Origin of the sequence: Actinomadura luteofluorescens, from assembly GCF_013409365.1 — a bacterium.
GTDB lineage: Bacteria > Actinomycetota > Actinomycetes > Streptosporangiales > Streptosporangiaceae > Spirillospora > Spirillospora luteofluorescens.
Genome location: NZ_JACCBA010000001.1, coordinates 7,289,408 through 7,312,767, shown reverse-complemented (window position 1 = coordinate 7,312,767; position 23,360 = coordinate 7,289,408). Strand labels below are relative to the sequence as shown.

Below are 23,360 nucleotides of genomic sequence, written 5' to 3'. Positions count from 1 at the left end.
AAGAACGGGAAACCCGTGATCATCAACCTGAGTTCCGTGGTCATCGACGCCGCCGAACCGGAGCCGGAAGGCGCCTTCTGGCACCGGCTGCTCGGCGGCTCGATCACCCGCACGCCGAGCCACCACTTCGTCCAGGCCCCCGGCCTGCCCGTGCTCGTCATCCAGTCGGCCCCGGGACAGATCGCCCCGAACTGGCCGGACGGCACGTCCCAGCAGATGCACCTCGACTTCACCGTCGACGACCTCGCGGCCGCGGACCGCACGGCGCTCGAAGCCGGTGCCACCAGGCTGCGCCCGACAGACGACGTCCACCCGGAAGAGGACGGCAGCCGGATCTACGCCAGCCCGGCCGGACACCCCTTCTGCCTGCGATCAGCCTAAGAGGGCTGCACACCGCCCGCCCGACCGAGCTGCTTGACCAGGAACCGCGCGGGGTCGACTACTTCATGGCGGGTCCCGTGGTCGTCGATGTAGTGGTACCGATCGAGGTAGCGGCAGCCGGTCTCCTGGTAACCGAGCCGGAGGTAGAGATCGGCCGCCCGCTGGTTGTCGTCGTCCACACCCAGCCCGATCCGGTCGTGACCGCGCCGGCGCGCGAGGCCTTCGGCCGCGTCGATGATGGCGCTCCCGATGCCCTGCGACCGCAGTTCGGGCGGCCAGACCCCCAGACCGTTGAGTTCGGGACAGTTCGGATAAAGCTGCCTCACCTCGGGAGCGGCGCAGCCGTGCCACAGGACCTGCCCCGTTCCGACGGGAGCGGTCTCGGCCCAGGCGATCAGAAACGTGGTGAGCCCGCGCCGCTGCTGCTCGAACCGCGCCGCATGCCTCCTGGTCCGGCCAGGCGAGGGAATGCAGGACTCCAGCAGCTCAAGATCTTCCTCCCTGCACTCTCGGATACCGACCATCCACCAAGCCCTCTCCAGAAGCCGACCTGCCAGCCCGCACGAACACCCCCGCCCCCAACCTCGCGAAGCAGGACGTTTCGTCCTACCAGAACGCCGATGACCCCCGCACGCGACTTCACCCAGGCTGCTACTTCAAGTTCCGGGCCGGACTCTCATTCACACCTCCTCCCCCTGCTGGAAACCACCCCCGCCGAGCGAGGCACCGGCAGGCGCCAGGCTTCGGAACACGCCGAAGATGTCGGCACCGCTGTGCATGCGCACGATGACGCAGCACGGCCGCAGGCCGGCTTCCGCGCGGGTCGACTTCCGCTCGACCGCCCGGATCTCCGGGTTCCCCCCGTTGACGATGAGCGCGGCGAGGTGCTGCTCGATCAGGCGGATTGACGTCCGGCCCGAACTCGGCAGTTCCGGCAGGGTCACCGGCACGGGCGGATCCCCAGTGACCGGGACCTCATCGTGCTCATCGCCCGACGACGGACTGGTCCGTACCCATTGCAGTTCGATCTGGGCGCCCGTGGTCAGAGTAATGATGTGCCCGAACCGGGGATCGGTGATCCCCGCGTCGGCGAAGGGCTTCACGCTGGTGATGGCCGGAGAATCGCCCAACACGCCCCCGACCCATGGAGCCCATCGGGGCAGTCGCATATCCCCTCCTGTCGTCGCGCCACTCACACGCGCGAGTCACGCTACAGGGTCAAGCGGACACACTCTGTGTTGTGTTCGCCTAGGCCTCAGCCGCTGTGGCATGGGTGGGCCCGGGTCACGGCTGGGCTGCCAGCAGCCCGACGAGGGCGACCTCCGCGCCGGTGATGTCGCCGGCCTCAGCGAGCGCGTCACCCCAGTGCGTCCAGAACCAGTCGCGGTCCTCGTCCGTCGGCCGCGGCTCGCAGGTGACCCGCACGGCACGCGGTGGTGAGACGCCGAGAGGGGTCGTCACGGTGATCTCCGAAGCGGAGATGTCCACGGCGTAGCCGCGCACGCCCATGCGCCGGGCGAGCACCGACATTTGCGGGTGCGGCTCCAGGCCGAGCAGCCGCACGATCTTCCCGGCGACCTCGCCCACGTCGCCGGTCGGGCCGAGATCGAGCCCGGAGTCCCAGACGAACCGGCCCCGCAGCGCACCGACCGAACGAGCGACCCCGGTCCGCGTCCTGGTGACGATGCTGCCGCCGTGCTCGATGACCGTCGCACCGCGCTCCACCAGCGCCTTGCCCAGCGCCAGAAGCGCGCGTCCGCTTTCAGCGGCGTCCTGCTGGGACAGCAGGTTCCACAGCGCGTCAGCGGAACCGGCACCCAGAATGATCGTCTTCTCGCCGCCCCCTTCCCGAACGGCACGAAACGGGAGGGACGGCAAGTCACTCCCCTCAATCCTCCACCCGGGGAGCAGCACGTCGAGTCGGTGCAGGAGGTCGTGACGGCGCGGCCGGTACTCCAGTCCGAGACGGAGTTGCTCGGTGAGGCGCTCGGGGCCGTGGTCATGGTCATTTAGCGGACCTATCGCACGGCGGAGCGGGCGGTGGAGACGGCCGACATCGTGGTGCCCACGGACCGCTACGAGGTGGAGTACGTCCTGCCAGTGGAATGGCGCCCGCCGGCCAGGGGCTGACGGGCGGGTGAACGGGGGCCTACTCCCCGATCTTCTTGGAGTACAGGGTGATCGTGGCCTCCGGCGCGACGCTCGTCCCGGCCTTCGGGTTCTGGCGGACCACCTGCCAGTTGCGGTCCAGGATGAGCATCCGTCCCTGTCCGGTCGCGTCCTCCTCCCGCAGCATCCAGAGGCCGGCCGCCTGCATGAGGTCCTGCGCGGCCTGGTGGTTCTTCCCGACCACATTCGGGACGCGGATCTTCTTCGCGGCCGGAGGCTTCGCGCTGCTCGGAGGGACCGTCGGCGTGCTCGCGGGCGCGGTCGCGCTGGGCGGTGCGACGGTCACGGTCTTGGTCGGGGCGGCATTGTCCGCGGTGCCGCCGCACGCGGTGAGGGCCAGAGCGGCCGCGGGAAGTGCGGCAATGATGGTGAGGCTGCGCATGGACGGTCCTGTCGTGATCTGCCGACGGCGGAGGAACGCGTGTTGGACGCCTCACCTTCGGTGAACGGTTCACACGAGATAGCTCGCTGTCACCATCCGGCCACGCTCGTCTCACAGGCGCAGCCCGTTCAGCCCCGATTCGGGCCGCGAGATGGCGCGGCCCTGACGTTCACGCGTTCATGACCGTGCGCGATCCATGCGCCATGATCTTGAAATACAGGGGGTCGCACTGACCCGCACTGAAACGCACCCAAGAGAATCAGTGCAGGTCAGCGCCGATCCTATCCCTTGACCAGGGTGGCGAGGCACTCTACGTGGTGGGTCATGGGGAAGGCGTCGAAGGCGCGGAAGGACTCGAGGGTCCAGCCGCGTTCGCTGAAGTAGGCGAGGTCGCGGGCCAGGGTCGCCGGGTCGCAGGAGACGTAGGCGATCTTGCGGCCGGCGACGCGGGTGATGTGGTCGACGACCTCGCGGCCCGCGCCGGTGCGGGGCGGGTCGAGGACGACGAGGTCGGCCTTGCGGACGCGGGAGCCTCCGTGGTGGCCGGTGCCGCGCTTGTTCTGGGTGCGCGAGCCCGAGGACGCGCGGCCGAACTCCAGGTCGGCGACGACCTCCTCCACGGAGCCCCGCTCGATCGAGACGTTCGGCAGGTCGCGCAGGTTGAAGCGGGCGTCGCGGACGGCCTGGCCGTCCGACTCGATGCCGACGACGAGGCCGTCGCCGCCGACGCGGTCGGCGAGGACGCCGGCGAACAGGCCGACGCCGCAGTACAGGTCGAGGGCGATGTCGCCGGGCTTCGGTTCGAGGGCGTCCACGACGGCGTCGGCGAGCAGTTGCGCGGCGCCGGGGTGGACCTGCCAGAAGCCGCTGCCGCTGACCTGGTAGAGCCGCCCGGAGACCTCTTCGCGCACGTACGGGAGCCCCGAGCCCGGCTCGGGCTTGCCGCGCACGAGCCGGACCGGCACGTCCAGCCGCGGGACGCGGATCTTGCGGCGGTCGCGGCCGCGCAGCACGACGAGGCGGTCGCCCGTGCTCGCCGACACCACGCCCTCGACGCCCGACGCGCCCGGCCAGCGCTTGCGCTCGATGCCCATCAGCTCCACGCCGGGGTGGGCGATCAGGCACTCGTCCACCGGCTCGATGTCGTGCGAGCGGTGCTTGCGCAGGCCGACGACGCCGGAGGAGACCGAGAACTGGACGCGGGTGCGCCAGCCGAGCCCCGGCTGCGGCACCACCTCGCCGTCGACCGGGTACGGGACCTCCTCGACGACGACCGTGCGGGTGATCCCTGCGAGCCGCTCCAGCTGCTCCTGCACGACCGCGGCCTTCAGCGCCCGCTGGGCGGGCAGGGAGGCGTGCTGCCAGTCGCAGCCGCCGCACCGCCCGGGACCGGCGAACGGGCAGGGCGCCTGCACCCGGTCGGGGGACGCCTCGATGATCTCCACGGCATCGGCGCGGAGGAAGTTCTTGGTGCGGTCGGTGACGCGGGCCCTCACCCGTTCGCCGGGCAGGGCGTGCCGGACGAAGACCACGCGCCCCTCGTGCCGGGCGACGCAGAAACCGCCGTTGGCGACGTTGCCGACCTCCAGTTCGAGGACGTCGGGTTCGAGTTCAGTCACGGTCCGAAACACTACCGGCCCCGGGGCGCGTTCCGGCCCGCGGCGGGCGCCGGGACGAGCCGGGCCCCGGCGGCTCCTTGCGCCCCTTGAGCCGGTCGGAGGACTGCAGCTGCCAGGCGACGCTCGTCACCATCACGCCCGGCTGGAACAGCAGCCGGCCCTTCAGCCGCAGCGCGCTCTGGTTGTGCAGGAGATGCTCCCACCAGTGGCCGACGACGTACTCGGGGATGAACACGGTGACGACGTCGCGGGGGCTCTTGCGCCGGACCCCCTTGACGTAGGACAGGACGGGGCGCGTGATCTCCCGGTACGGGGAGTCGAGGATCTTCAGCGGGACGGGGATGTCGAGGGCGTCCCACTCCTGCTGGAGCCGCTGCGACTCCTCGTGGTCCACCGCGACGGTCACCGCCTCCAGGGTGGACGGGCGGGTGGCGCGGGCGTAGGCCAGGGCCCGCAGCGTCGGCTTGTGGATCTTGGAGACGAGCACGATGCCGTGGTTGCGGGCGGGCAGCGCGACGTCCTCGCCGGAGGGCACCAGCTCCGCGGCGACCCGGTCGTAGTGCCGCCTGATCGCCTTCATCAGCAGGAACAGCAGCGGCATCGCGATGCAGACGATGTAGGCGCCGAGCGCGAACTTGGTGATCAGCACGACGACCAGGACGATTCCGGTGAGGGTCGCGCCGAAGGCGTTGATCCCGCGGGAGGTGCGCATCCGGCGGCGCTGCGCCGCGTCCGGCTCGGTGGCCAGGAGCCGGTTCCAGTGCCGGACCATGCCGACCTGGCTGACGGTGAACGACACGAACACGCCGACGGTGTAGAGCGGGATCAGCCGGCTGACGGACGCGTCGTAGGCGTAGATCAACAGCCCGGCCATGGTGGCGAGGATGATGATGCCGTTGCTGTAGGCGAGCCGGTCGCCGCGGGTGTGGAGCTGGCGCGGCAGGTAGCGGTTCTGCGCGAGCACCGAGCCGAGCACCGGGAACCCGTTGAACGCGGTGTTGGCGGCGAGGAACAGGATCAGCGCGGTCATCGCGGTGACGAGCGCGAACCCGGGGGTGAAGTTGCTGAACACCGTGTGCGCCACCTGCGCGATCACCGGGTCGGCGTCGGTGACGGGTTTGCCGGTGGACGGATCGATCAGCTGGCTGCCCTGGTCGGGCTCGGCGAACTTCGCGTCGGTGATGTAGGCGAACGCGGTGACGCCGCCGAACAGCGTCATCGCGACGAGCCCGAGCGCCAGCAGGGTGGTGGCGGCGTTCTCGCCCTTGGGCTTCTTGAACGCGGGCACGCCGTTGCTGATCGCCTCGACCCCGGTCAGCGCGGCGCAGCCGGAGGAGAAGGCCCGCAGCAGCAGGAACACCAGGGCGAACCCGGCGATGCCCATCTCGTCGCCGCGGACCTCGTAGTGCGCCGTCTCGGCCTGCAGCTGGGCGCCCGACACCAGCCGGACCAGTCCCCACGCCAGCATGCCGAAGACCGCGAACATGAACAGGTAGGTGGGGATCGCGAAGGCGACCCCGGCCTCCTTGAGGCCGCGCAGGTTCCCGAGGGTGAGCAGCACGACGATGACGATCGCGACGGCGACCTCGTGCGGCTGCATGAACTTCAGCAGGGCGCCGAGGTTCTCCACCCCCGACGACACCGACACCGCCACGGTGAGGACGTAGTCGACCAGCAGCGCGCTCGCCACCACGACGCCCCAGTTGCCGCCGAGGTTGGTGGTGGCGACCTCGAAGTCGCCGCCGCCGCTCTGGTAGGCCCGGACGTTCTGCCGGTAGGAGGCGACCACGGTCAGCAGGATGATCACGACGGCCGCGGCGATCCACGGGGTGTAGTGGTACATCACGAGGCCGCCGGCACCGAGCGCGAGGAGGATCTCCTGCGGGGCGTAGGCGACCGACGACAGTGCGTCGCTCGCGAAGACGGGCAGCGCGATGCGCTTCTTCAGCAGCTGTTCGTGCTGCTGGGCGCTGCTCAGCGCGCGACCGAGGAGGAGCCGCTTCGCGAGGTCCGGAACCTTTGACACGCAACGAGACTCTAGCCCCTGCGGGGCGCCGCGCAGCGCCCGGCCGCCCCCGCCCCCGCGGGCGCCTCGCCGCCCCGGCGGATTGCTGGTTGAGTAGTACTCGCCTGGGCGGATGTGTAGGTTTGCAGCCCGGCAGGGATCATTCAGAGGAAACGGTCCTCGGGTGCGGCGCGGTGTCGGCGGCGAATGCCGTGCCCGGCGCGGGGGGTACAGGGGGAGCGTCCCCCTGGACGGAAGAGGGAACGGCCGTGCATATCGTGATCATGGGATGCGGGCGGGTCGGCTCGACGCTCGCCCACATCCTGGAGGACAAGGGTCACTCGGTGGCCATCATCGACCAGAGCCCGGAGGCGTTCCGCCGGCTCCGCAGCGGGTTCCGGGGCCGCCGCATCACCGGGTTCGGGTTCGACCGCGAGGTCATCGCCGAGGCGGGCATCGAGCGCGCGTCGGCGTTCGTGGCCGTCAGCAGCGGCGACAACTCCAACATCATCTCCGCGCGGGTGGCGCGCGAGACGTTCGGGGTCGACAACGTGGTGGCCCGGATCTACGACCCGCGCCGGGCGGAGGTCTACCAGCGCCTCGGCATCCCCACGGTCGCGACCGTCCGGTGGACGGCCGACCAGATCCTGCGCCGCCTGCTCCCCGAGGGCGCCGAGCCGCTGTGGCGCGACCCGACCGGCGCGGTCGTGCTCGCCGAGCTGGACTCCGGCCACCTGTGGGTGGGCGAGAAGGTCGGCGAGCTGGAGGAGCACGCGAGGACGCGCGTGGCGTTCCTGTCCCGGATGGGCGAGGCGCTCGTCCCCGAGCGGGACACGGTGATCCAGGACGGCGACATCGTGCACATCATGGCGGAGGCCGACGACCTGGAGCGTGTCAACGCCGCGGTCGCGGCGCGGAACGGGGAGGACGCGTGATGCGGGTCGCGATCGCGGGGGCGGGCGCGGTGGGCCGGTCCATCGCCCAGGAGCTGCTGGAGAACGGGCACGAGGTGCTCCTGATCGACAAGAGCCCGAAGGCCATCAAGGTGGAGATGGTGCCGCGCGCGGAGTGGCTGCTGGCCGACGCGTGCGAGATCGCCGCGCTGGACGACGCGGCGCTGGAGCGCTGCCAGGTGGTGGTCGCCTCCTCCGGCGACGACAAGGTCAACCTGGTCGTGTCGCTGCTGGCCAAGACCGAGTACGGGGTGCCCCGGGTGGTGGCGCGGATCAACCACCCGAACAACGAGTGGCTGTTCAACGAGTCGTGGGGCGTGGACGTGGCGGTCTCCACGCCGCGGCTGCTGTCGGCGCTGGTGGAGGAGGCCGTCAGCGTCGGCGACCTCGTCCGGCTGATGACGTTCCGGCAGGGCGAGGCCAACCTGGTGGAGCTGACGCTCCCCGACGACGCCCCCCTCGGCGGCGAGCGCGTCGGATCGGTGGACTGGCCGCGCGACACCGCGCTGGTGGCGATCCTGCGCGAGGGCCGGGTGCTGGTCCCCACCCCCGACGACACCCTGGAGCCGGGCGACGAGCTGATGTTCGTGGCCAGCCAGGACGTCGAAGACGAACTCGCCGAACTCCTCGGCGGTAGATAACTGGCATTTCTCTCCTCCTTCGGGCTTGGCGGCCCTCCATCGTCGAGAAACGCGGGCGATCGCTGGCATCGCTCCGACTCGCCTTGGCGGCTCGCTGCGCGATCAGGTTCTCGCAAGCTCGAACCTGCCTTCGGACGCGATCGCGACCATTGAGGTTGTCGCGTGGTTGCTGCGACGGCTGAGGTCGGCGCGAAGAAGGTACGGCGAGAAGGTGGAGGCCAGGCCGGAGTTCGCTAGGCGGGTTCTTTGTTCTCGGCCGGGGCCCCGGGGGTGATCGGGGTGCGGCCGCGGGTGAGGAGCCAGACCATGGCGCCCAGTGCGGCGACCTGGAGCGGCCAGCCCATCGCGATCTTCGCGGTGCCGAGCAGGCCGCTCTGGTCGCCGTCGGCGAGGTAGATCGGGTACTGGACGGCGACGCGCGCGGCGCAGGGCAGCACGAGCAGCCAGGTGAGCCGGGAGCACAGCCGGACGATCCCGGGGTCGGCCCGCCAGGCGGTCGGGTCGCCGGTGACCGATCCGATGATGAAGCCGACGACCGGCCAGCGCACCGCGATCGAGAAGATCATCGCGGCGGCGTAGCCGGCGTTCAGCATGATGCCGGGCAGGAAGGCGTTCTCGGCCTTGCCCGAGCGCAGCGCGAAGAACGCGGCGATCGCGATGCCGATCAGGCTGTTGAGGACGAACTGCGGGCTGGAGCGCTGCGCGAGCCGGACCAGGAGCAGCACCACCGCGGCGCCGACACCGGCGCCGACGGCGAGCTTGACGTCCTTGGCGGCGACGTAGGTGCCGGTGAAGGCGATCGTCGGGACCGCCGCCTCGACCATGCCGCGCACGCCGCCGAGCGCCTTGGTGAGCTGGGCGCGGACGGCCGCCTCCACGGTGTCGTGTGCGGCGGTCTCCCGCGCGGTGCCCGTTTCCGTTTCGCTCACGTCGCTCTCCCGGCGGTTCGCCGCGGCCTCACGCGCCGCCGCGCAGCTCGTATCGCGGATTGAACATGACCTTGCGCCCGTCCTGCTCGCTCACCAGTCCCTCGGCGCGCAGCCGGCGCCCCGGGTCGATCCCGGCGATCTTGCGGCGGCCGAGCCAGACCAGGTTGATCACGTCGGTGCCGTCGTAGAGCTCGGCCTCCAGGGCGGGTGCGCCGCCCCGGGGACGGAGCGTCACGGTACGTAGCGTACCCGCCACGCAGTGCCGCTTGCGCGCGGCGCAGTCGGTGATCGGCGTCGCGCCCTCGTCGCCAGTGGTCTTCTGCAGCTCCTCGGCCTCCAGCTCGGCCTTGGTGGACGCCATGCGCCGCAGGAAGCGCCGCAGTCCGCCCTTCCCGCGCTCGCGTCCGCGGGGCCCCGCCCCCGGCGGGGTACTGGCCGAAACCTCGTCCATACCTCGAAGCGTATGGCATCCCCGGACGAAGCGGACCCCTTGCCCGCCGCCGGAACCCGGCCGGCCGCAATGTGGAATGAAGCATTCCGTTCTGCTATTATCGGAACAGAGCATTCCGCTCCAGGATGGAAGGACGGATCATGACCGCCACCCTCGAAACCCCGGCGCCCGTAGCCGGGACGCGGCCGGCCGACGGCGCCCCGCGCCGCTGGCTCGGACTCTCGGCGATCCTGGCCGCCACGCTGCTGAACCTGCTCGACTCCACCGTGGTGAACGTGGCCGCGCCCGCGATCCGCGCGGACCTCGGCGGCTCCTTCTCCGCGCTGCAGTGGACGGCCGCCGGCTACACGCTCGCCCTCGCGGTGGCGCTGCTGACCGGCGGGCGGCTCGGCGACATGTTCGGGCGGCGGCCCGTCCTGCTGGCGGGCGCGGCCGCGTTCACGGCGATGTCGGCGGCGTGCGCGTTCGCCTGGTCGCCGGAGAGCCTGATCGCCGCCCGGGTCGCGCAGGGCCTGTGCGCCGCGGTGATGATCCCGCAGGGGTTCGGGCTGATCCGCGACCTGTTCGGCGCGCACACCGGCAAGGCGTTCGCCCTGTTCGGACCCGTGATCGGGCTGGCCACCATCCTCGGCCCGGTGGTCGCCGGCCTGCTGATCGACGCCGACCTGTTCGGCACCGGCTGGCGCGCGATCTTCCTGGTGAACGTGCCGGTCGGCGCCTACGCGCTGATCGTGGGCGCCAGGGCGCTGCCCGCCCCGTCCGCCGCCGACCGCTCGGGCGGCCTGGACGTCTCCGGGATGCTGCTCGGAGGCCTCGGCATGAGCATGCTGGTCTACCCCCTCGTCCAGGGCCGCGAGCTCGGCTGGCCGGCCTGGTCGCTCGCGCTGCTCGCCGGATCGTTCCCCGTCCTGGCCCTGTTCGCCCTGCACCAGCTGCGCCGCGCCCGCCGGGGACGGACGCCGCTGGTCAGGCTGAGCGTGTTCGCCGGCCGCGCCTACTCCTCGGGCGTGCTGTTCGTCGTCGTCTTCTTCGGCGCGATCGCCGGGTTCTCCCTCGCCACCGGCCTGTTCCTCCAGCTCGGCCTCGGCTACACGCCGCTGGCCGCGAGCCTGGCGATGTCGTCCTGGGCGGCCGGGGCGTTCGCCGGGTCGGCGTTCAGCGGCATGACGATGGCCCGGCTGGGCCGCCGGATCCTGCACCTCGGGCTGCTGCTCATGCTCGCCGGGCTGGCCGCCCTGTACGCGGTGTTCGAGGCGGCCGGGACGGGCGTCGGCGGCTGGCACCTGGCCGCGCCGCTGCTGTTGTTCGGCGCCGGCATGGGCATGATCTTCGTCCCGCTGTTCGACGTGATCGTCGCGGACATCGCCGACCACGAGGTGGGTTCCGGCTCGGCCGCGCTGGAGTCGGTGCAGCAGCTCGGCGCGTCGCTCGGCATCGCGGTCCTCGGCACGGTCTTCTTCGGGGCGGTCGGCGCCCCGGTGGCCGGACGGTTCGCCGCGCCCGCCGCGCTGGAGGCCGCCGAGCAGGTCACCGTCCTGACGGCCGGGCTCACCGCCGCCGCGTTCCTCGTCGCCTTCCTCCTCCCCCGCCGCGCCCGCGCGCACTGAACCCGCGCGCACCGAACTCCCGTCCGCCCCGAGCCCGGCTCGGGGCGGACGCGTGTTCCCGGGCGCCGGTACCGTACCCGGATGATCACTCCTGTGGACGTCGGCCCGTACCGGAGCGCGCTCGTGATCCGGTACGAGGACGGGGTCGACGACGCGCTCCTGAGCGCGCTCGCCGACGCGACGGGCCTGACGTTCGCGTACTACGGAAACGGCGGTTTCGGCGGTGAGACCCTCGCCGACGTGTACGCGGACGCGTCGGGCCGGACCCTGCTGATCGAGGTGGCGGCCGACGAGGTCGGGGTGAAGGCCGTGTTCGTCCGGGCGGAGTCCGCGGACGAGGCCGTGGCGATCCGGGCGGTCATCGGCGAACACGTCCAGGTCTGGACGGAGCAGACGCTGCGCGCGCAACTGGAGGGGACGCTCTCCGACGCGCCCTGGACGCTCGTCGCGCTGATGATGGCCACGGGCGGCGCTGAGCCCGATCCGGAGACCGCGGATCTGCTCCAGCGCGCTCTCGGCCACGGCGATGGCGACGTCCGGGAGGCGGCCGAGTACGCGCGTGCGGTCGCCGCCGAACTCGTCCATGCGCCGGTGGTGATGCGGGAGGCGCCCCGGGAGCGGCCGACGGGCGTCCTTGCTCCCGCGCGGCCGGTGGAGGGCGAGGAGGACTGGGTCACGGTCCGGCCGGGGATCCCGAACCGGGCCGTCCCGCGCCCGGTCGTCTGGGTCCGCCTCGCCACCGATGACGCCGAGAGGGCGGCCGTCTGGGCCTTTACAGAGGACTGGAACATCGCCGTCGTCGGCAGGGACACCGACGGCTCGGGCTGGAAGGAGGCCATCTACACGACCATGGACGAGGAGACCGCCCTCCACATCGTCGAGCACCCGGCGCTCGGCACGGTCGTCCATACCGCCGTGCACGGGACGCACGCCGAGGCGACGGCCGCCGCGCTCCGTGAGGCCCTCGGCGGTGAGATCCTGGACGGCGCGCCGCCCGGCCTGGAACGCACGGCCCGGTCGCCGAAGGCGGATCGCCCGTCCGGCGGACGGTTCAGGCGGTCGCGAAGCGGACGGCGGAGACCGCGATGACCAGCGCCGCCACCGCCCAGTAGGCGCCGGAGGCGAGGGCGACGGCCCGGACGCGGCGGGTCTCGGGCAGGCCGGTGAACGTGAGCAGCCAGGCCAGCAGCGGCAGGACGAGGATCGCGTGCATGGTCACGAAGTGCGCCGGCTTCAGCGCGGCGACCACGTGGTAGGCGGCCTGCTGGTCGCCGGACTCCACCGCCGTGACCCCGCGGGCGATCATGGCGGCGCCGGAGGCCAGCGCGAGCATCAGGGCGGCGAAGCCGGACCGGACGGCCAGCCGCATGCTCGGCGCGGTCTCCCCGTTCCGGCGGAAGGAGGCGGCCGCGAGCGCGACCAGCGTGACGACCAGGATCCCGCCGCCCGCCGCCAGCATCCGGGTGACGACCGTGTCGAACGCCGTCTCCTCGTTGAAATGGGACGGGACCTTGCGCCATGCCTGGAGGGTGATGAGGGAGACCTCCGCGACGCAGTCGGCGGCGAACACGCCGAGGATCGCGGTCCGCGCGCGGTCGCCCAGCCGGACGAACGTGCTCACCCACGCGATCGTGAGGAGCGTCAGGCCGAAGGAGAGCCCGAAGGTGACGGGCTTGCGCCATGACACCGGTCCCGTCCACGGGCCGCCGTCGACCGCGAACACGACCAGGTGCAGCAGCCCCGAGGCGATGAGCGCCGCCCCGACGGCGTAGGCGGCGCGCTCGACCCGGCGGCCGCGCGTCCAGAACGCCCGCAGGCCCCGGACGGCGGCCGCCACCGGGAACCCGCCGCGCGAGGCCTCCACCGATCCCGCCATGTCCGCTCCTAAATGAGTGAGTGCTCACCCAGTATGGGCGAGCACCCACGCGAAGACAAGCCGGGCGGTCAGCGGAGGGCGGCCTCCACGGCGGGGACGCGGATCGCGCGGCGGGTGGCGGCCCACGTCGTGGCGCCGGTCAGGGCGGCGGCGAGCGCGACGACCGCGAGGTAGGTCCACGCGTCCCCGGCCGGGACGGCGGAGTCGCGGCGGGCCAGCCCGAAGGGCACGATCGTGAACACCGAGGCGACCGTCCCGCAGGCCACGCCGGTCACCGTCAGCACCGCCGACTCCAGCGCCACCGAGGCGAGCACCTGGCGCGGGGTCGCGCCGGCGAGCCGGGTCTGCCCGAACTCGCGGCGCCGGTGCGCGGTCGCCGCGACCAGCGTGTTGACCAGCATGATCGCCGTGAACAGCACCACCATGCCGATGACGACGAAGTTGAGCGTCTCGATGCTCTTCTGCTCGGCCGTCTTGGCCAGCCCGGCGGCCTCCATCGCCGCGTTCTCGGTGGCCTGGAGGTAGAGCGTCCCGACGGCCGTGCCGACGAACAGGATGACCGGGGTGACCGCGGACGCCAGCGCGCCCGTCCGGCGCCGCATGGTGGCGGCCGCCAGCTCGCCGGCCGCGCCGAACGCGCGCAGCGGCCGGCCCAGCAGGGCCGTCGCCCGCCGCATGATCGCCGGAGCCAGCAGCGCCAGCCCGATCGCGGCGAGGATGTCGGCCTGCCCGGACGTCGCCATCACGTCGCTGCCCTTGCCGTCCATCAGCGTGACCGTGATGACCGCCTCGTCCAGCGCCAGCAGCAGGAACAGGACCGCGAAGACGATGCGCTTCCTGCTCAGCCTCCCGGTGTCCACCGCCGCGGACCGCATCGAGTCGGCGACGCCGGCGCGGGTGGCGCGCCGGGCGGTGATCAGCGCGGCGGCGGTCGCGGAGACCGTCGTGATGCCGATCCCCATCGACAGCGCGACCGGGCCGAAGCTGTGGCCGATCTCCGGGGGCACCTGGCCCGTGTCGTGCAGCAGGCCGAGCACGCCCCGGCCGGCCACCATCCCGGGGACGATCGCGAGCAGCGCCGCGGCCACCGCCAGCGCGGCCGCCTCGCCGACGATCATCCGGGCGAGCTGCGCCGGGGTCGCGCCGACGCTCTTGAGCAGCGCGATCTCCGAGGCCCGCTGCCGCACCGAGAGGGTCAGCGTGGAGGTGACCGCGAACACCACGAGCAGCAGCCCCCAGCCGCCGACGACGTTCGCCATGATGACCAGCGTGCTCTGGGCCTCCCCGGTCGCGCCGCCCGACGCGGCGGTGTCCAGCATCGAGGCGAACGCCATGATGATCGTCGAGCCGAGGAACAGGGCGAGGAAGCTCGCCGTGAACGCGCCCGCGCGCCTGCGCAGGGAACCGATCGCCAGTGCGAACATCTCACGCCCCCGCCGTCATGCGCTGGCGCTCGACCTCGTCGGCCAGGTGCGTCATCCGCTCCGCGACGGACTCGGCGGTCGGCGCGGGCTGGTGGCCGATGATCCGCCCGTCGGCCAGGTACAGCACGGCGTCGGCGAAGGACGCGGCGACGGGGTCGTGGGTCACCATCACCACCGTCTGCCCGAACGCGGCCACCGACTCGCGCAGCAGGCCGAGCACGTCGCGGGCGCTGCGGGTGTCGAGCGCGCCGGTCGGCTCGTCCGCGAACAGCACCCGCGGCCGGGTGAGCAGCGCCCGCGCGATCGCCACCCGCTGCTGCTGCCCGCCGGACAGCTCCGCGGGCAGGTGCCCGAGCCGCTCGCCGAGGCCCACCCGCCCGAGGACGGCCCGCGCCCGGTCCTTGTCCACCTTGCGGCCGGCGAGCTTCAGGGGGAGCACCGTGTTCTGCATGACCGACAGCGTCGGCAGCAGGTTGAACTGCTGGAAGACGAAGCCGATCCGCTCCCGCCGGAACTTCGTCAGCTCCGCCTCCCCGTCGCCCGTCAGCTCCGCACCGTCGACGAAGACGCGGCCCCCGGTGGGACGGTCCAGGCCCGCGGCGCACTGCAGCAGCGTGCTCTTGCCGGACCCGGACGGGCCCATGACCGCGGTGAACGACCCGGTCGGCAGCGACAGCGACACGCCGTCCAGCGCGACGACCCGGTTGCCCTCGGGGCCGTACACCCGGCGCACGTTCTCCAGCCGGAGCGCCTCACCCGGCACCCGGTGCGCGGGCTCCGGTCCCCTGCGTCCGAACATCGTCCTCACCTCCGCCCGGCGCCCCCTCGCGGGGCGCCTTCGGGACACGAAGCTACGGACGCGCGGCGCCGCGGAGGATGGGTCCAGCACTCCGATCGGGGTAGGCAAAACCCCACCATCGCCGGGCCCGGCCTCCTCCGCGGCGTGCCCGGACGGTTAGAGTCACCGGTGGTGCGCAGGGAAGTCCGGTCGGCAGGTCCCGTCATCCGCATGCCGTCCAGGAGGTTCTGTGCAGGCCACCGCCGCGATCGTCATCTTCGTCTGCGCGTACGTGCTGATCGCGTCGGAGAAGGTGCACCGGACGGCGGTCGCGCTCGGCGGCGCGGGCCTGATGCTCCTGCTGCACATCACCGACGCCCGGGGCGCGTTCTTCTCCTCCGAGTCCGGGATCGACTGGAACGTCATCTTCCTGCTGCTCGGCATGATGGTCATCGTCTCGGTGCTGCGCCGGACGGGCGTGTTCGAGTACGTGGCGATCTGGGCCGCCAAACGCGCGCGGGGGCGCCCCTACCGGCTCATGGTGATGCTGGTCGTGCTCACGGCGGGGGCGTCCGCGCTGCTGGACAACGTCACCACCGTCCTGCTGGTCGCGCCCGTCACGTTCCTCGTCTGCGAGCGGCTCGCGCTGGCGCCCGAGCCGTACCTCATCGCCGAGGTCATGGCGTCCAACATCGGCGGCACCGCGACCCTGGTCGGCGACCCGCCCAACATCATCATCGCCAGCCGGGGCGGCCTGTCGTTCAACGACTTCCTGGTCCATCTGGCCCCGCTGGTCGTGGTGCTGATGGTCGTGTTCTGCCTGCTGTGCCGGTGGCTGTTCCGCTCGGCGTTCCGCTACGACCCGGACCTCGCCGCCGAGATCATGGAGCTGGAGGAGCGGGAGGCCATCACCGACCGCCGCCTGCTCGCGCAGGGGCTCGCCGTCCTCGCCATCGTGATCGTGGCGTTCGTGCTGCATCCCGTCCTGCACTACGAGCCGTCCGTGGTGGCGCTGCTCGGCGCCGGGCTGCTCGTCGCCGCGACCAGGGTGACCACGGAGGAGGCCCTCAGCGAGGTCGAGTGGCCCACGCTGGTCTTCTTCGCCGGCCTGTTCGTCATGGTCGGCGGCCTCGTCGAGACCGGCGTCATCGGCGAGATCTCCAGGGCCGCGGCGGACGCCACCGCCGGCCGCCTCGGCGCCGCCACGATGCTGCTGCTGTGGGCGTCCGCCGGGCTGTCGGCGATCGTGGACAACATCCCCTACGTGGCGACGATGAGCCCGATCGTCTCCGACCTCGTCCAGCGGCACCCCGGCGCCGACGGGCACGTGCTGTGGTGGGCCCTCGCCCTCGGCGCCGACCTCGGCGGCAACGCCACCGCCATCGGGGCCAGCGCCAACGTGGTCGTGCTCGGCATCGCCGCGCGCAACGGCACGCCCATCAGCTTCTGGCGCTTCACCCGCTACGGCCTCGTCGTCACGCTCGTGACGGTCGCCCTGGCGACCCCGTACCTCTGGCTCCGCTACCTGTGACGATCGGCCGCCGTCCGGGGGAGGATGGGGGCATGGACGAGGTGCCTGAGGACTGGGAACGCGCGCTCGCGATCGTGGCGCACCCCGACGACCTGGAGTACGGGACGTCGGCGGCGGTCGCCAAGTGGACGGGCCAGGGCAAGACCGTGGCGGAGGTGCTGGCCACCCGCGGGGAGGCCGGGATCGACTCGATGGACCCCGGCGAGGTCCGGCGGATCCGCAGCGCCGAGCAGGTCGAGGCGGCGCGGATCGTCGGCGTCCGTGAGGTCGAGTTCCTCGACCTTCCGGACGGCACGCTGGAGTACGGCCTGCCGCTGCGGCGGATGCTCGCCGCGGCGATCCGGCGGCACCGGCCCGAGGTGGTGCTGTCCGTCAACTTCCGCGAGACCTTCCCCGGCGGCGGCTTCAACATGGCCGACCACCGGGCGCTCGGCCTCGCGGTCGCGGACGCGGTCCGGGACGCGGCCAACCGGTGGGTGTTCCGCGACCTCGGCCTCGAACCGTGGCAGGGCGTGCGGTTCGCGCTGTTCGGCGGGTCGCCGCAGCCCACCCACTACGTGGACGTCACCGGCCACCTGAGGGCCGGCATCGACTCGCTGCTCGCGCACCGCGTGTACTTCGCCGAGCTCGGCGCCGGGTTCGACGCCGAGGCGTTCCTCACCGGCGCGGCCGAGGCGGGCGGGAAGCAGGCGGGCGTCGAGCACGCGATGACGTTCGAGATGATCGGGAGTTAGTGGCGGGCGTTGGGCCGCCTGCCCTTGTTGTGCTTGCTCCGCTTGCGGGCCCGGCGTTTGCGCGTCTTCTTGGACATGTCCCGATTGACCGCCCGCGGGGCGGTCCAAGGCAAGAGATCGGCCGGGCCCAGACGCCGCGAACCCGCCCGGTCGCACGTCCGAAAAGCGTGCGGGCGGGCGGGTCCGGTGCTCGTGGGGTCAGCGGACCTCGGTGATCTCCGGGCCGCGCTCGAACGGGTCGAAGGTCTCCACGGCCTCCTCTTCCCCGTCCTCGCCGGCCTCGCTGAACTCCTGCGGGATCTGCAGCTCCAGCAGCTCGCGGGGCGGCATCGGGGCGTCGCCGCGGTGCACGACCACGCCGCGCAGCACGTCCTCCAGGACCTGCCACTGCTCCTCGTCCTCGATCGCGGCGCCCTGCACCACGGCCTGGAGGAACCAGCGAGGGCCGTCCACGCCGAGGAAGCGGATGATCTGCGGCGCCCAGCCCTGCTCGACGAACTCCGCCGGGATCTGCTCGCGGACCTCCTGCGGCATCTCGGCGAGGACCTCCTCGGTCAGCGCCGCCGGGACCATCGCCAGCAGTTCGGAGCCGAACGGGCCCTCGCCCTCCTGGGTCTGGCCCTGCGCCTCCTCCTGGATGTCCTTGGCGGTCTCACGGCGCACGTCGTCCCAGATGCCGCTGCGCTTCGGCGCGGCGAACACCTGGAGCTGCATGGCGCTCTCCTCGTACTGCACCAGCACGGCGACGGGGCGCCCGTCGAGCGGGTTGCCCTCCTCGTCGACCTGGGTCGCCTCGAAGTTCACCTGGAAACCCAGCCCCGGCGCGACCGGCACCTGGAGAGCCCCGAAATCCAGCCGCTGCAGCTCGGGGAAGGACTCCTCGGAGTCCCACGGGCCGCCCTCCGGCGTCTCTGCCTTGGCCGACCCCGCCTCGGCGGGAGCCTCCTCGGCGGTCTCCGCCGGCTCCTCGGTCACCTCGGGACCCTCCGCGGGCTCCTCGGCCTGCCGGCGACGTCCAAAAGCCACGACTCACGCTCCTTCTCGACTGTGCTCATTGTCCCCGGATCGCGGGGCCGGGCCGAATCCGCCGGTGGAGCCGAACCCGCCGGTTCCGCGCGCCGATCCGGGAAGCTCGGTGACCTCGTGGAACACCGCGTGCTCGACCCGCTGGACGACCATCTGCGCGATGCGGTCTCCGCGCCGCAGTCTCACCGTGGCACGGGGATCGGTGTTCAGCAGGGTCACCCTGATCTCACCCCGATAGCCGGCGTCGACCGTACCGGGTGCGTTGACGATGGTCACCCCCAACCTAGCGCCCAATCCGGACCGGGGGTGAATGAACGCCGCGTAGCCGTCCGGCAGGGCGATCGCCATCCCGGTGGGGACGACGGCGCGCTCGCCCGGTGGCAGTTCCACGTCGGCGGCCGCGACCAGATCGGCGCCCGCGTCGCCCGCGTGGGCGTAGCGCGGCAGGGGCAGCTCCGGATCCAGCCGCTGGATCAGCACATCGACCTTGCTCACGGGCTCCACCTCACGCGCCTACCTGCCGGAGAACCACACGACCCTACCCAGGGCGCCGGGGACGGCCGCCGCTGAAACGCCGCTGCCGCGCGAGTCCGGCAGTTGACCCTACCCGGTCCCGGGCGTGACCACTTCCGGAAGGTTTGACCCTGAAGTGACGTATCACGCGTAGCGTCGCAATTGTTACCTGCGGCGCTTCTGTGGGGCGCGTCCCCGCAGAAAGGGGACGGCATGGGCACACGGGGACAGGGCACCGCAGGCGGGCAGCACGTCACCCACCGGTCGCTGGACGGCGTGAGGGTCCGCCTCACCGGCGACCACGACCTGCGGCGGCCGTGCACGTCGGTGGCACGGATCGCCGAGGGCGGGCGGCTCCACGAGATCTCCAGCGGCACCCGCGAGGACGCGCTGGCCTGGGCCGCCGACATCGGGGTCGACCGCTTCGAGCAGGAGTTCCGCGTCCAGGGCGGGCGGCTGCGGGTCGGGCGGACGGCGACCCGCGACGCCGAGACGGGCCTGAGCGACCCCGTCCTCGCGGCCGTGTGGGAGGGACGCCGCCACGCGGTCTTCACGCACCTCTACCACGGGCGCCCCGCGGACGCGGTGGCCTTCTTCGGCACCGTGCGCCTCACCGAGCACGAGGACGGGATCACCGCCGTGCCGCGCGGCCGGGCACGCCGCCCCGACCCCGCCGAGATGGTCAAGGAGGTGCCGGGGATCGGCCTGCTGGAGATCACCGCGCTGACCTCGGCGACGCGCAGGCGGCTTCCGCCGTGGCGCGGCGCCTCCGTCGCGGGCGGCGAGCTGTTCCGGGACACCGTGGAGGGCCAGGGCCCCTACTTCCTGCTGGCGCTGGCGTCGCTGCTGGTGACCGTGCTGCCCGAGGAGGACCGGGTCCGCGACGTCCCGCGCCGGCTCGCGGGGCTGGCGGTCGAGGCGGTCCGGTGACCGGGCTGCTCGCCGGGATCGCCGCCGTCACCGTCCCGCTCGTCCTGCTGGCGTCGCTGGCCGGGCAGGTCAGGCGCCCCGCGGCGCTGGCCGCGGCGGTGCGGGCGCACCGGGTGCTCCCGGCCGCCCTCGCCGGCCCGGCCGCGGCGGCCGTGATCGCCGCGGAGGCGCTGATCGGCGCCGCCGGGGCGGCGGCGGCGCTGCTCCGGCTGGACGGCCCGGCCCGCGCGGCCGGCGGGGCGGCGGCCGCCCTGCTGGCCCTGTACGCGGCCTACGCGGCGCACGTGGCCCGCGTCCGGCGCGGCGTCCCCTGCGGATGCGGAGGCGCCGGCACTCCGATGACCGGCTGGGTCGCGGGACGGGCCGCCGCGCTCAGCGCGCTCGCCCTCACCGGCGCCCTGTACGGGCTTCCGGCCGGATCCACCTTGTACGAGTCGTCCGTGGAGGTCGCGGCAGGGCTGGTGTTCGCCGTGCTCCTCTGGACGCTCCCGCACGCAATGACCGAAGAGAGGAGGACGGCCGGATGAGCTTCCAGAACAGCGCGCTCCTGCTGTCATGGGCGGCGATCCTGCTGCTCGCCCTGGTGGTCGCCGGTCTCGTCCGGCAGGTCCACGCGCTCGGCCAGGGGGCCTCCCGGCCCGCCGGGCTAGGCCCCGCGGTGGGGGCGGCCGCGCCCGCCTTCGACCGGCTCGGGCCCGGCCTGCTGCTCTTCCTGGACCGCGAGTGCGGCGTGTGCGCCGACGTCCTCGCCGCCGTTCCGGCCGGACGGCCGCTGCACGCGATCTTCGCGGGGCCGGCGCCCGACGAGGCGCCGCGCCCCGAGGTGAGCGTGCTGGCCGGCGAGCAGGACGGCCTGTTCGCCGACTACCGCGTCCCCGCGACCCCGTTCGCCGTGCTGGTCGGCGCCGACGGGCGCGTGCGGGCCGCCGAGCCCGTCGGCTCCCCCGACGCCCTCCGCGCCCTCACCCTGGAGGCGGCACGATGATCGAACTGGAAGACGTCCCGCCGCTGCGCGGCCCCCGCCCTGCCGGGGCGCAGCGCGTCCGGCGGCGCCCCGCGCCCCCGGACGAGCCGAGGTTCCGGCCGGTGCGGCGCAGCGTCCTCACCGGGCTCGCCGCCGCGGGCGCCACCGCCGGGCTGAAGGCCCTCGGCGTCTTCCCGCCCGCGCGGGAGGCGCTCGCATCGGGATTCCAGCTGGTCGGGTACTACGACATCTATCCGCGCTGCCCCTCGTACGCGTCCAACCACAACTGCTCCCCCGGCTGCGGGCCCAGCCTGGTGTGCAGCGTGTGCTGCCGGACGAGCGGCAAGTACAAGGGCTTCCACAAGTCCGGCGTGTCGGACCCGGGCCGCTACAAGCTGCGTCCCAACCAGTGCTACGGCGGCGGCTACGACGGCTGGCTCTGGGCCTACGCCAAGAGCTGCGGCAGCTGCAAGAAGGGCGTCACCTGGCGCTGCCATGACGGCTGGAAGAAATCCAAGAAGGGCAACTGGTACAAGACCATCTGCCGCAAGGCGATGGCGTGCAAGAACTGACCGCCGGGCGGCTGCGGCGGGGCACGACCGACCCGCTCCTGCCCGTCGCCGCCCTCGCGCTCCTGGCGGTGTCGGCCGCCGCCCTGGACGCCGCCGTCCTCTGCTGGGCGTCGATCGGCGCGCTCGCCGGGTTCTCCCTGTCCGGCAGCGTCTGAACGCGCAACAGCGAATCCGTGCTGTTCTCGCCAGGTTGGCGGGCCCCCGTACGGCAGGGCGAGGTCCTGGCCGTCTTCACCCTCGGGCTCCTGCTCGGAGGCACCCTCACCGCGACGGTGATCTGGTCGCTGTCCGGCCTCTCCGCGCCGCTCCCGCCGTCCGCCCGCACCGCCGCGATCCTGGCCGTCGCCGGGCTGGGCGCCGCGCGCGAGGCCGGGCTGGTCCGCGTTCCGCTCCCCCAGAACGCCCGCCAGATCCCCCAGGACGTCCTGCAGGCCCACCTCCGGAAGGGCGCCCTCCAGTTCGGCTTCGAGCTCGGAACCGGCGTCCGCACCTACGTCTCCGCCACGGCGCCCTACGTGCTGGCCCTGGGCCTGCTCCTGGCCCGCGAAGACGCGCTCACCACCGTCCTGACCGGCACGGCCTTCGGCGCCGGGCGCGCGCTGAGCGCCCTGCTCACCTACCTGGCCCGCGACGACCGGCGGGACGCGGCGATGGCCGTCCGCATGCCGCCCGTGAAGAACGCCACGGCCCTCGCGTCCCTCTCCGCCCTCGCCCTCCTCCTGCTGCTGTGAGCGCGGGACCGGTCGATCATCGTCGCGCCGCCGTGGCACACTGATCACATCTCGCCGTCGCGCACCCGGAAGGGCTCCTCGTGCTCTGGTCACTGCTGATCTTCGCGCTGTCGCGGGGGTTCGCCGTGGCCGAGTGGGCCGGGTCCGCGCCCGGGCAGCCGGTGCTGGTCACGCTGGGCGCGCTGACCGTCGCGGGGCTGCTGGTGCTCGCGGCGGTGCGAGTGCGCGCCGCGTGCCGGGGGCAGGGGGCGGCACGAGCGCGGGTACGGACGACCCTGCGGGAGCGGACGCTGCGGACCGCCTTCCTGCCGCAGCGCGATCCGGACGCGGCGGGTCGGCCCCGTCCGCGAGCGCCCGGAACGGGGATCGCGGCCGCCTGAACGCGGCCGGAACGCCATCGATCCCTCGTTCCGGAAGGCTCATCCATGTTCGACATTCCCATCTCCATCGCCGCCGCCCTCGTCGGCGGGCTCGCGGACGCCCTGGACCCGATGGCCGGGGGCCTGGCCACCGCGCTGGCGATCGTCCTGTTCACCGCCGGGGTGCGGCTGGCGCTCGTCCCCCTGGCGGTCTCGGCCGCCAAGGGCGAGCGGGCGCGGGCCAGGCTCCTGCCCAAGGTCCAGGCGCTGCAGAACAAGCACGCGAAGGATCCGCACCGGCTCCAGCGGGAGATGGCCGCGCTGTACAAGGCGGAGGGCGCCACGCCGGCGGCCGGATGCCTGCCGATGGCCGCGCAGATCCCGTTCTTCATGGTCATGTACCGCCTGTTCACGTCCGCGGCGGTCGCCGGGCACCAGAACCTGCTGCTCGCGCACACGCTGCTCGCGGCGCCGCTCGGGCAGAACTGGATCGGCGTCCTCGGCGGGGGCCTGCTCGCGCCGCCCTCGCTCGTCTTCCTCGGGCTGTTCGCGCTGCTCGCGGTCGTGGCCGTGGTGACGTCGCGGCGGGTCACCGCCGAGGGGCCGGTGGGCGCCGTCGCGCGGCTGATGCCGTTCGGGACGGTCGCCGTGGCGGCGTTCGTGCCCCTGGCGGCCGGGCTTTACCTGCTGACGTCCGGGGCGTGGACGGCGGCGGAGCGGGCCGTCCTGCGCCGCGGGGCCGCGGCGGCCGCCTGATCGCTCTTGACGGATGTCCGGAAGGCTCG

The 23,360-nt window shown here is 72.9% G+C and carries 28 protein-coding genes; 15 read left to right on the top strand and 13 right to left on the bottom strand.

Going from position 1 to position 23,360, the window contains the following annotated elements; genetic code table 11:
• The first annotated feature begins 15 nt into the window (after positions 1 to 15).
• Positions 16 to 381 carry a VOC family protein gene (locus tag BJY14_RS33945; protein WP_179847339.1) on the top strand — a complete coding sequence of 122 codons (366 nt, stop codon included), beginning with the start codon at positions 16 to 18 and terminating at the stop codon, positions 379 to 381.
• Here the strand turns inward: BJY14_RS33945 and BJY14_RS33940 are convergent.
• The 6 genes from BJY14_RS33940 to BJY14_RS33915 all read right to left on the bottom strand — a co-directional run bounded on the left by BJY14_RS33940 (position 378) and on the right by BJY14_RS33915 (position 6,577).
• Complete coding sequence (locus BJY14_RS33940; protein WP_179847338.1) at positions 378 to 905, bottom strand: GNAT family N-acetyltransferase; 528 nt, start codon at positions 903 to 905, stop codon at positions 378 to 380. The two genes, BJY14_RS33945 and BJY14_RS33940, sit on opposite strands and share 4 nt — an antisense overlap.
• Before the next feature lie 156 nt (positions 906 to 1,061).
• Positions 1,062 to 1,511, bottom strand: a complete 450-nt coding sequence (locus BJY14_RS33935; RefSeq protein WP_218905708.1) for a hypothetical protein — start codon at positions 1,509 to 1,511, stop codon at positions 1,062 to 1,064.
• A gap of 154 nt (positions 1,512 to 1,665) precedes the next feature.
• The gene (locus tag BJY14_RS33930) at positions 1,666 to 2,259 is read right to left on the bottom strand and encodes a hypothetical protein (protein ID WP_179847336.1); all 594 of its coding nucleotides are present in this window, start codon (positions 2,257 to 2,259) and stop codon (positions 1,666 to 1,668) included.
• A 271-nt stretch (positions 2,260 to 2,530) separates the two neighbouring features.
• Positions 2,531 to 2,932 carry a PASTA domain-containing protein gene (locus tag BJY14_RS33925; RefSeq protein ID WP_179847335.1) on the bottom strand — a complete coding sequence of 134 codons (402 nt, stop codon included), beginning with the start codon at positions 2,930 to 2,932 and terminating at the stop codon, positions 2,531 to 2,533.
• Positions 2,933 to 3,213: 281 nt separating this feature from the next.
• Entirely contained in the window at positions 3,214 to 4,551 is a 1,338-nt protein-coding gene (locus tag BJY14_RS33920) for a class I SAM-dependent RNA methyltransferase (protein ID WP_179847334.1), read from the bottom strand.
• Entirely contained in the window at positions 4,544 to 6,577 is a 2,034-nt protein-coding gene (locus BJY14_RS33915; RefSeq protein WP_179847333.1) for an APC family permease, read from the bottom strand. The genes BJY14_RS33920 and BJY14_RS33915 overlap by 8 nt, the downstream gene beginning before the upstream one ends.
• A 248-nt stretch (positions 6,578 to 6,825) precedes the next feature.
• Between BJY14_RS33915 and BJY14_RS33910 the strand changes: the two genes are divergently transcribed.
• Entirely contained in the window at positions 6,826 to 7,491 is a 666-nt protein-coding gene (locus tag BJY14_RS33910; RefSeq protein WP_179847332.1) for a potassium channel family protein, read from the top strand.
• Positions 7,491 to 8,150 carry a potassium channel family protein gene (locus BJY14_RS33905; RefSeq protein WP_179847331.1) on the top strand — a complete coding sequence of 220 codons (660 nt, stop codon included), beginning with the start codon at positions 7,491 to 7,493 and terminating at the stop codon, positions 8,148 to 8,150. The genes BJY14_RS33910 and BJY14_RS33905 overlap by 1 nt, the downstream gene beginning before the upstream one ends.
• A gap of 233 nt (positions 8,151 to 8,383) precedes the next feature.
• On the opposite strand, the gene BJY14_RS33900 is transcribed toward BJY14_RS33905, so the two are convergent.
• Both BJY14_RS33900 and BJY14_RS33895 read right to left on the bottom strand, forming a co-directional pair.
• Complete coding sequence (locus tag BJY14_RS33900; protein ID WP_312879519.1) at positions 8,384 to 9,079, bottom strand: DUF3159 domain-containing protein; 696 nt, start codon at positions 9,077 to 9,079, stop codon at positions 8,384 to 8,386.
• A gap of 28 nt (positions 9,080 to 9,107) precedes the next feature.
• Positions 9,108 to 9,530: an OB-fold nucleic acid binding domain-containing protein gene (locus tag BJY14_RS33895; RefSeq protein WP_372505204.1), complete on the bottom strand. Its 423-nt coding sequence runs from the start codon at positions 9,528 to 9,530 to the stop codon at positions 9,108 to 9,110.
• A gap of 140 nt (positions 9,531 to 9,670) precedes the next feature.
• Here BJY14_RS33895 and BJY14_RS33890 point away from each other — a divergent pair, with 140 nt between their 5' ends.
• Together BJY14_RS33890 and BJY14_RS33885 are read left to right on the top strand one after the other, a co-directional pair.
• Positions 9,671 to 11,137, top strand: a complete 1,467-nt coding sequence (locus BJY14_RS33890; protein WP_179847330.1) for an MFS transporter — start codon at positions 9,671 to 9,673, stop codon at positions 11,135 to 11,137.
• Between the two features lie 81 nt (positions 11,138 to 11,218).
• Positions 11,219 to 12,226 (top strand): hypothetical protein, encoded by a 1,008-nt coding sequence (locus BJY14_RS33885; RefSeq protein ID WP_179847329.1) that lies wholly within the window; start codon positions 11,219 to 11,221, stop codon positions 12,224 to 12,226.
• Here BJY14_RS33885 and BJY14_RS33880 read toward each other — a convergent pair.
• The 3 genes from BJY14_RS33880 to BJY14_RS33870 form a co-directional block, all read right to left on the bottom strand.
• Entirely contained in the window at positions 12,189 to 13,013 is an 825-nt protein-coding gene (locus tag BJY14_RS33880) for a hypothetical protein (protein ID WP_218905707.1), read from the bottom strand. The two genes, BJY14_RS33885 and BJY14_RS33880, sit on opposite strands and share 38 nt — an antisense overlap.
• A 68-nt stretch (positions 13,014 to 13,081) precedes the next feature.
• Positions 13,082 to 14,437 (bottom strand): FtsX-like permease family protein, encoded by a 1,356-nt coding sequence (locus tag BJY14_RS33875; RefSeq protein ID WP_179847328.1) that lies wholly within the window; start codon positions 14,435 to 14,437, stop codon positions 13,082 to 13,084.
• A gap of 1 nt (position 14,438) precedes the next feature.
• A complete protein-coding gene (locus BJY14_RS33870) occupies positions 14,439 to 15,236 on the bottom strand; it encodes an ABC transporter ATP-binding protein (RefSeq protein WP_179847327.1) in 798 nt (265 codons plus the stop codon).
• A 229-nt stretch (positions 15,237 to 15,465) separates the two neighbouring features.
• Between BJY14_RS33870 and BJY14_RS33865 the strand changes: the two genes are divergently transcribed.
• Both BJY14_RS33865 and BJY14_RS33860 read left to right on the top strand, forming a co-directional pair.
• The gene (locus BJY14_RS33865) at positions 15,466 to 16,746 is read left to right on the top strand and encodes an ArsB/NhaD family transporter (protein WP_179847326.1); all 1,281 of its coding nucleotides are present in this window, start codon (positions 15,466 to 15,468) and stop codon (positions 16,744 to 16,746) included.
• Positions 16,747 to 16,820: 74 nt separating this feature from the next.
• Positions 16,821 to 17,480 (top strand): PIG-L deacetylase family protein, encoded by a 660-nt coding sequence (locus BJY14_RS33860; protein ID WP_376770057.1) that lies wholly within the window; start codon positions 16,821 to 16,823, stop codon positions 17,478 to 17,480.
• Positions 17,481 to 17,678: 198 nt separating this feature from the next.
• Here the strand turns inward: BJY14_RS33860 and BJY14_RS33855 are convergent, their stop codons facing one another.
• Both BJY14_RS33855 and dut read right to left on the bottom strand, forming a co-directional pair.
• Positions 17,679 to 18,506 carry a DUF3710 domain-containing protein gene (locus BJY14_RS33855; protein ID WP_179847324.1) on the bottom strand — a complete coding sequence of 276 codons (828 nt, stop codon included), beginning with the start codon at positions 18,504 to 18,506 and terminating at the stop codon, positions 17,679 to 17,681.
• Positions 18,507 to 18,509: 3 nt separating this feature from the next.
• Positions 18,510 to 19,001: a dUTP diphosphatase gene (gene dut, locus BJY14_RS33850; protein ID WP_376770022.1), complete on the bottom strand. Its 492-nt coding sequence runs from the start codon at positions 18,999 to 19,001 to the stop codon at positions 18,510 to 18,512.
• Between the two features lie 231 nt (positions 19,002 to 19,232).
• Between dut and BJY14_RS33845 the strand changes: the two genes are divergently transcribed.
• The 8 genes from BJY14_RS33845 (at position 19,233) to BJY14_RS33810 (ending at position 23,331) form a co-directional block, all read left to right on the top strand.
• Positions 19,233 to 19,949, top strand: a complete 717-nt coding sequence (locus BJY14_RS33845; RefSeq protein ID WP_179847322.1) for a hypothetical protein — start codon at positions 19,233 to 19,235, stop codon at positions 19,947 to 19,949.
• Positions 19,946 to 20,476, top strand: a complete 531-nt coding sequence (locus BJY14_RS33840; protein ID WP_179847321.1) for a MauE/DoxX family redox-associated membrane protein — start codon at positions 19,946 to 19,948, stop codon at positions 20,474 to 20,476. The genes BJY14_RS33845 and BJY14_RS33840 overlap by 4 nt, the downstream gene beginning before the upstream one ends.
• A complete protein-coding gene (locus BJY14_RS33835) occupies positions 20,473 to 20,934 on the top strand; it encodes a hypothetical protein (protein WP_179847320.1) in 462 nt (153 codons plus the stop codon). The genes BJY14_RS33840 and BJY14_RS33835 overlap by 4 nt, the downstream gene beginning before the upstream one ends.
• Positions 20,931 to 21,485, top strand: coding sequence for a hypothetical protein (locus tag BJY14_RS33830; RefSeq protein ID WP_179847319.1), 555 nt, complete (start codon positions 20,931 to 20,933; stop codon positions 21,483 to 21,485). Before BJY14_RS33835 ends, BJY14_RS33830 begins: the two co-directional genes overlap by 4 nt.
• Positions 21,473 to 21,640, top strand: a complete 168-nt coding sequence (locus BJY14_RS33825; protein ID WP_179836384.1) for a hypothetical protein — start codon at positions 21,473 to 21,475, stop codon at positions 21,638 to 21,640. Before BJY14_RS33830 ends, BJY14_RS33825 begins: the two co-directional genes overlap by 13 nt.
• A gap of 18 nt (positions 21,641 to 21,658) precedes the next feature.
• Complete coding sequence (locus BJY14_RS33820; protein WP_179847318.1) at positions 21,659 to 22,216, top strand: hypothetical protein; 558 nt, start codon at positions 21,659 to 21,661, stop codon at positions 22,214 to 22,216.
• Positions 22,217 to 22,296: 80 nt separating this feature from the next.
• The gene (locus BJY14_RS47465; RefSeq protein WP_179841662.1) at positions 22,297 to 22,596 is read left to right on the top strand and encodes a DUF6412 domain-containing protein; all 300 of its coding nucleotides are present in this window, start codon (positions 22,297 to 22,299) and stop codon (positions 22,594 to 22,596) included.
• Positions 22,597 to 22,641: 45 nt separating this feature from the next.
• Entirely contained in the window at positions 22,642 to 23,331 is a 690-nt protein-coding gene (locus tag BJY14_RS33810) for a YidC/Oxa1 family membrane protein insertase (protein ID WP_179847317.1), read from the top strand.
• The last annotated feature ends 29 nt before the right edge of the window (positions 23,332 to 23,360 follow it).

Bases quoted from the DNA above. Each gene is read 5' to 3' on its own strand.
- BJY14_RS33895 (WP_372505204.1), bottom strand. From the start codon at position 9,530: ATGGACGAGGTTTCGGCCAGTACCCCGCCGGGGGCGGGGCCCCGCGGA.
- BJY14_RS33845 (WP_179847322.1), top strand. From the start codon at position 19,233: ATGGGCACACGGGGACAGGGCACCGCAGGCGGGCAGCACGTCACCCAC.
- BJY14_RS33875 (WP_179847328.1), bottom strand. From the start codon at position 14,437: ATGTTCGCACTGGCGATCGGTTCCCTGCGCAGGCGCGCGGGCGCGTTC.
- BJY14_RS33905 (WP_179847331.1), top strand. From the start codon at position 7,491: ATGCGGGTCGCGATCGCGGGGGCGGGCGCGGTGGGCCGGTCCATCGCC.
- BJY14_RS33810 (WP_179847317.1), top strand. From the start codon at position 22,642: ATGTTCGACATTCCCATCTCCATCGCCGCCGCCCTCGTCGGCGGGCTC.
- BJY14_RS33835 (WP_179847320.1), top strand. From the start codon at position 20,473: ATGAGCTTCCAGAACAGCGCGCTCCTGCTGTCATGGGCGGCGATCCTG.
- BJY14_RS33830 (WP_179847319.1), top strand. From the start codon at position 20,931: ATGATCGAACTGGAAGACGTCCCGCCGCTGCGCGGCCCCCGCCCTGCC.
- BJY14_RS33940 (WP_179847338.1), bottom strand. From the start codon at position 905: ATGGTCGGTATCCGAGAGTGCAGGGAGGAAGATCTTGAGCTGCTGGAG.
- BJY14_RS33885 (WP_179847329.1), top strand. From the start codon at position 11,219: ATGATCACTCCTGTGGACGTCGGCCCGTACCGGAGCGCGCTCGTGATC.
- BJY14_RS33925 (WP_179847335.1), bottom strand. From the start codon at position 2,932: ATGCGCAGCCTCACCATCATTGCCGCACTTCCCGCGGCCGCTCTGGCC.
- BJY14_RS33870 (WP_179847327.1), bottom strand. From the start codon at position 15,236: ATGTTCGGACGCAGGGGACCGGAGCCCGCGCACCGGGTGCCGGGTGAG.
- BJY14_RS33890 (WP_179847330.1), top strand. From the start codon at position 9,671: ATGACCGCCACCCTCGAAACCCCGGCGCCCGTAGCCGGGACGCGGCCG.
- BJY14_RS33880 (WP_218905707.1), bottom strand. From the start codon at position 13,013: ATGGCGGGATCGGTGGAGGCCTCGCGCGGCGGGTTCCCGGTGGCGGCC.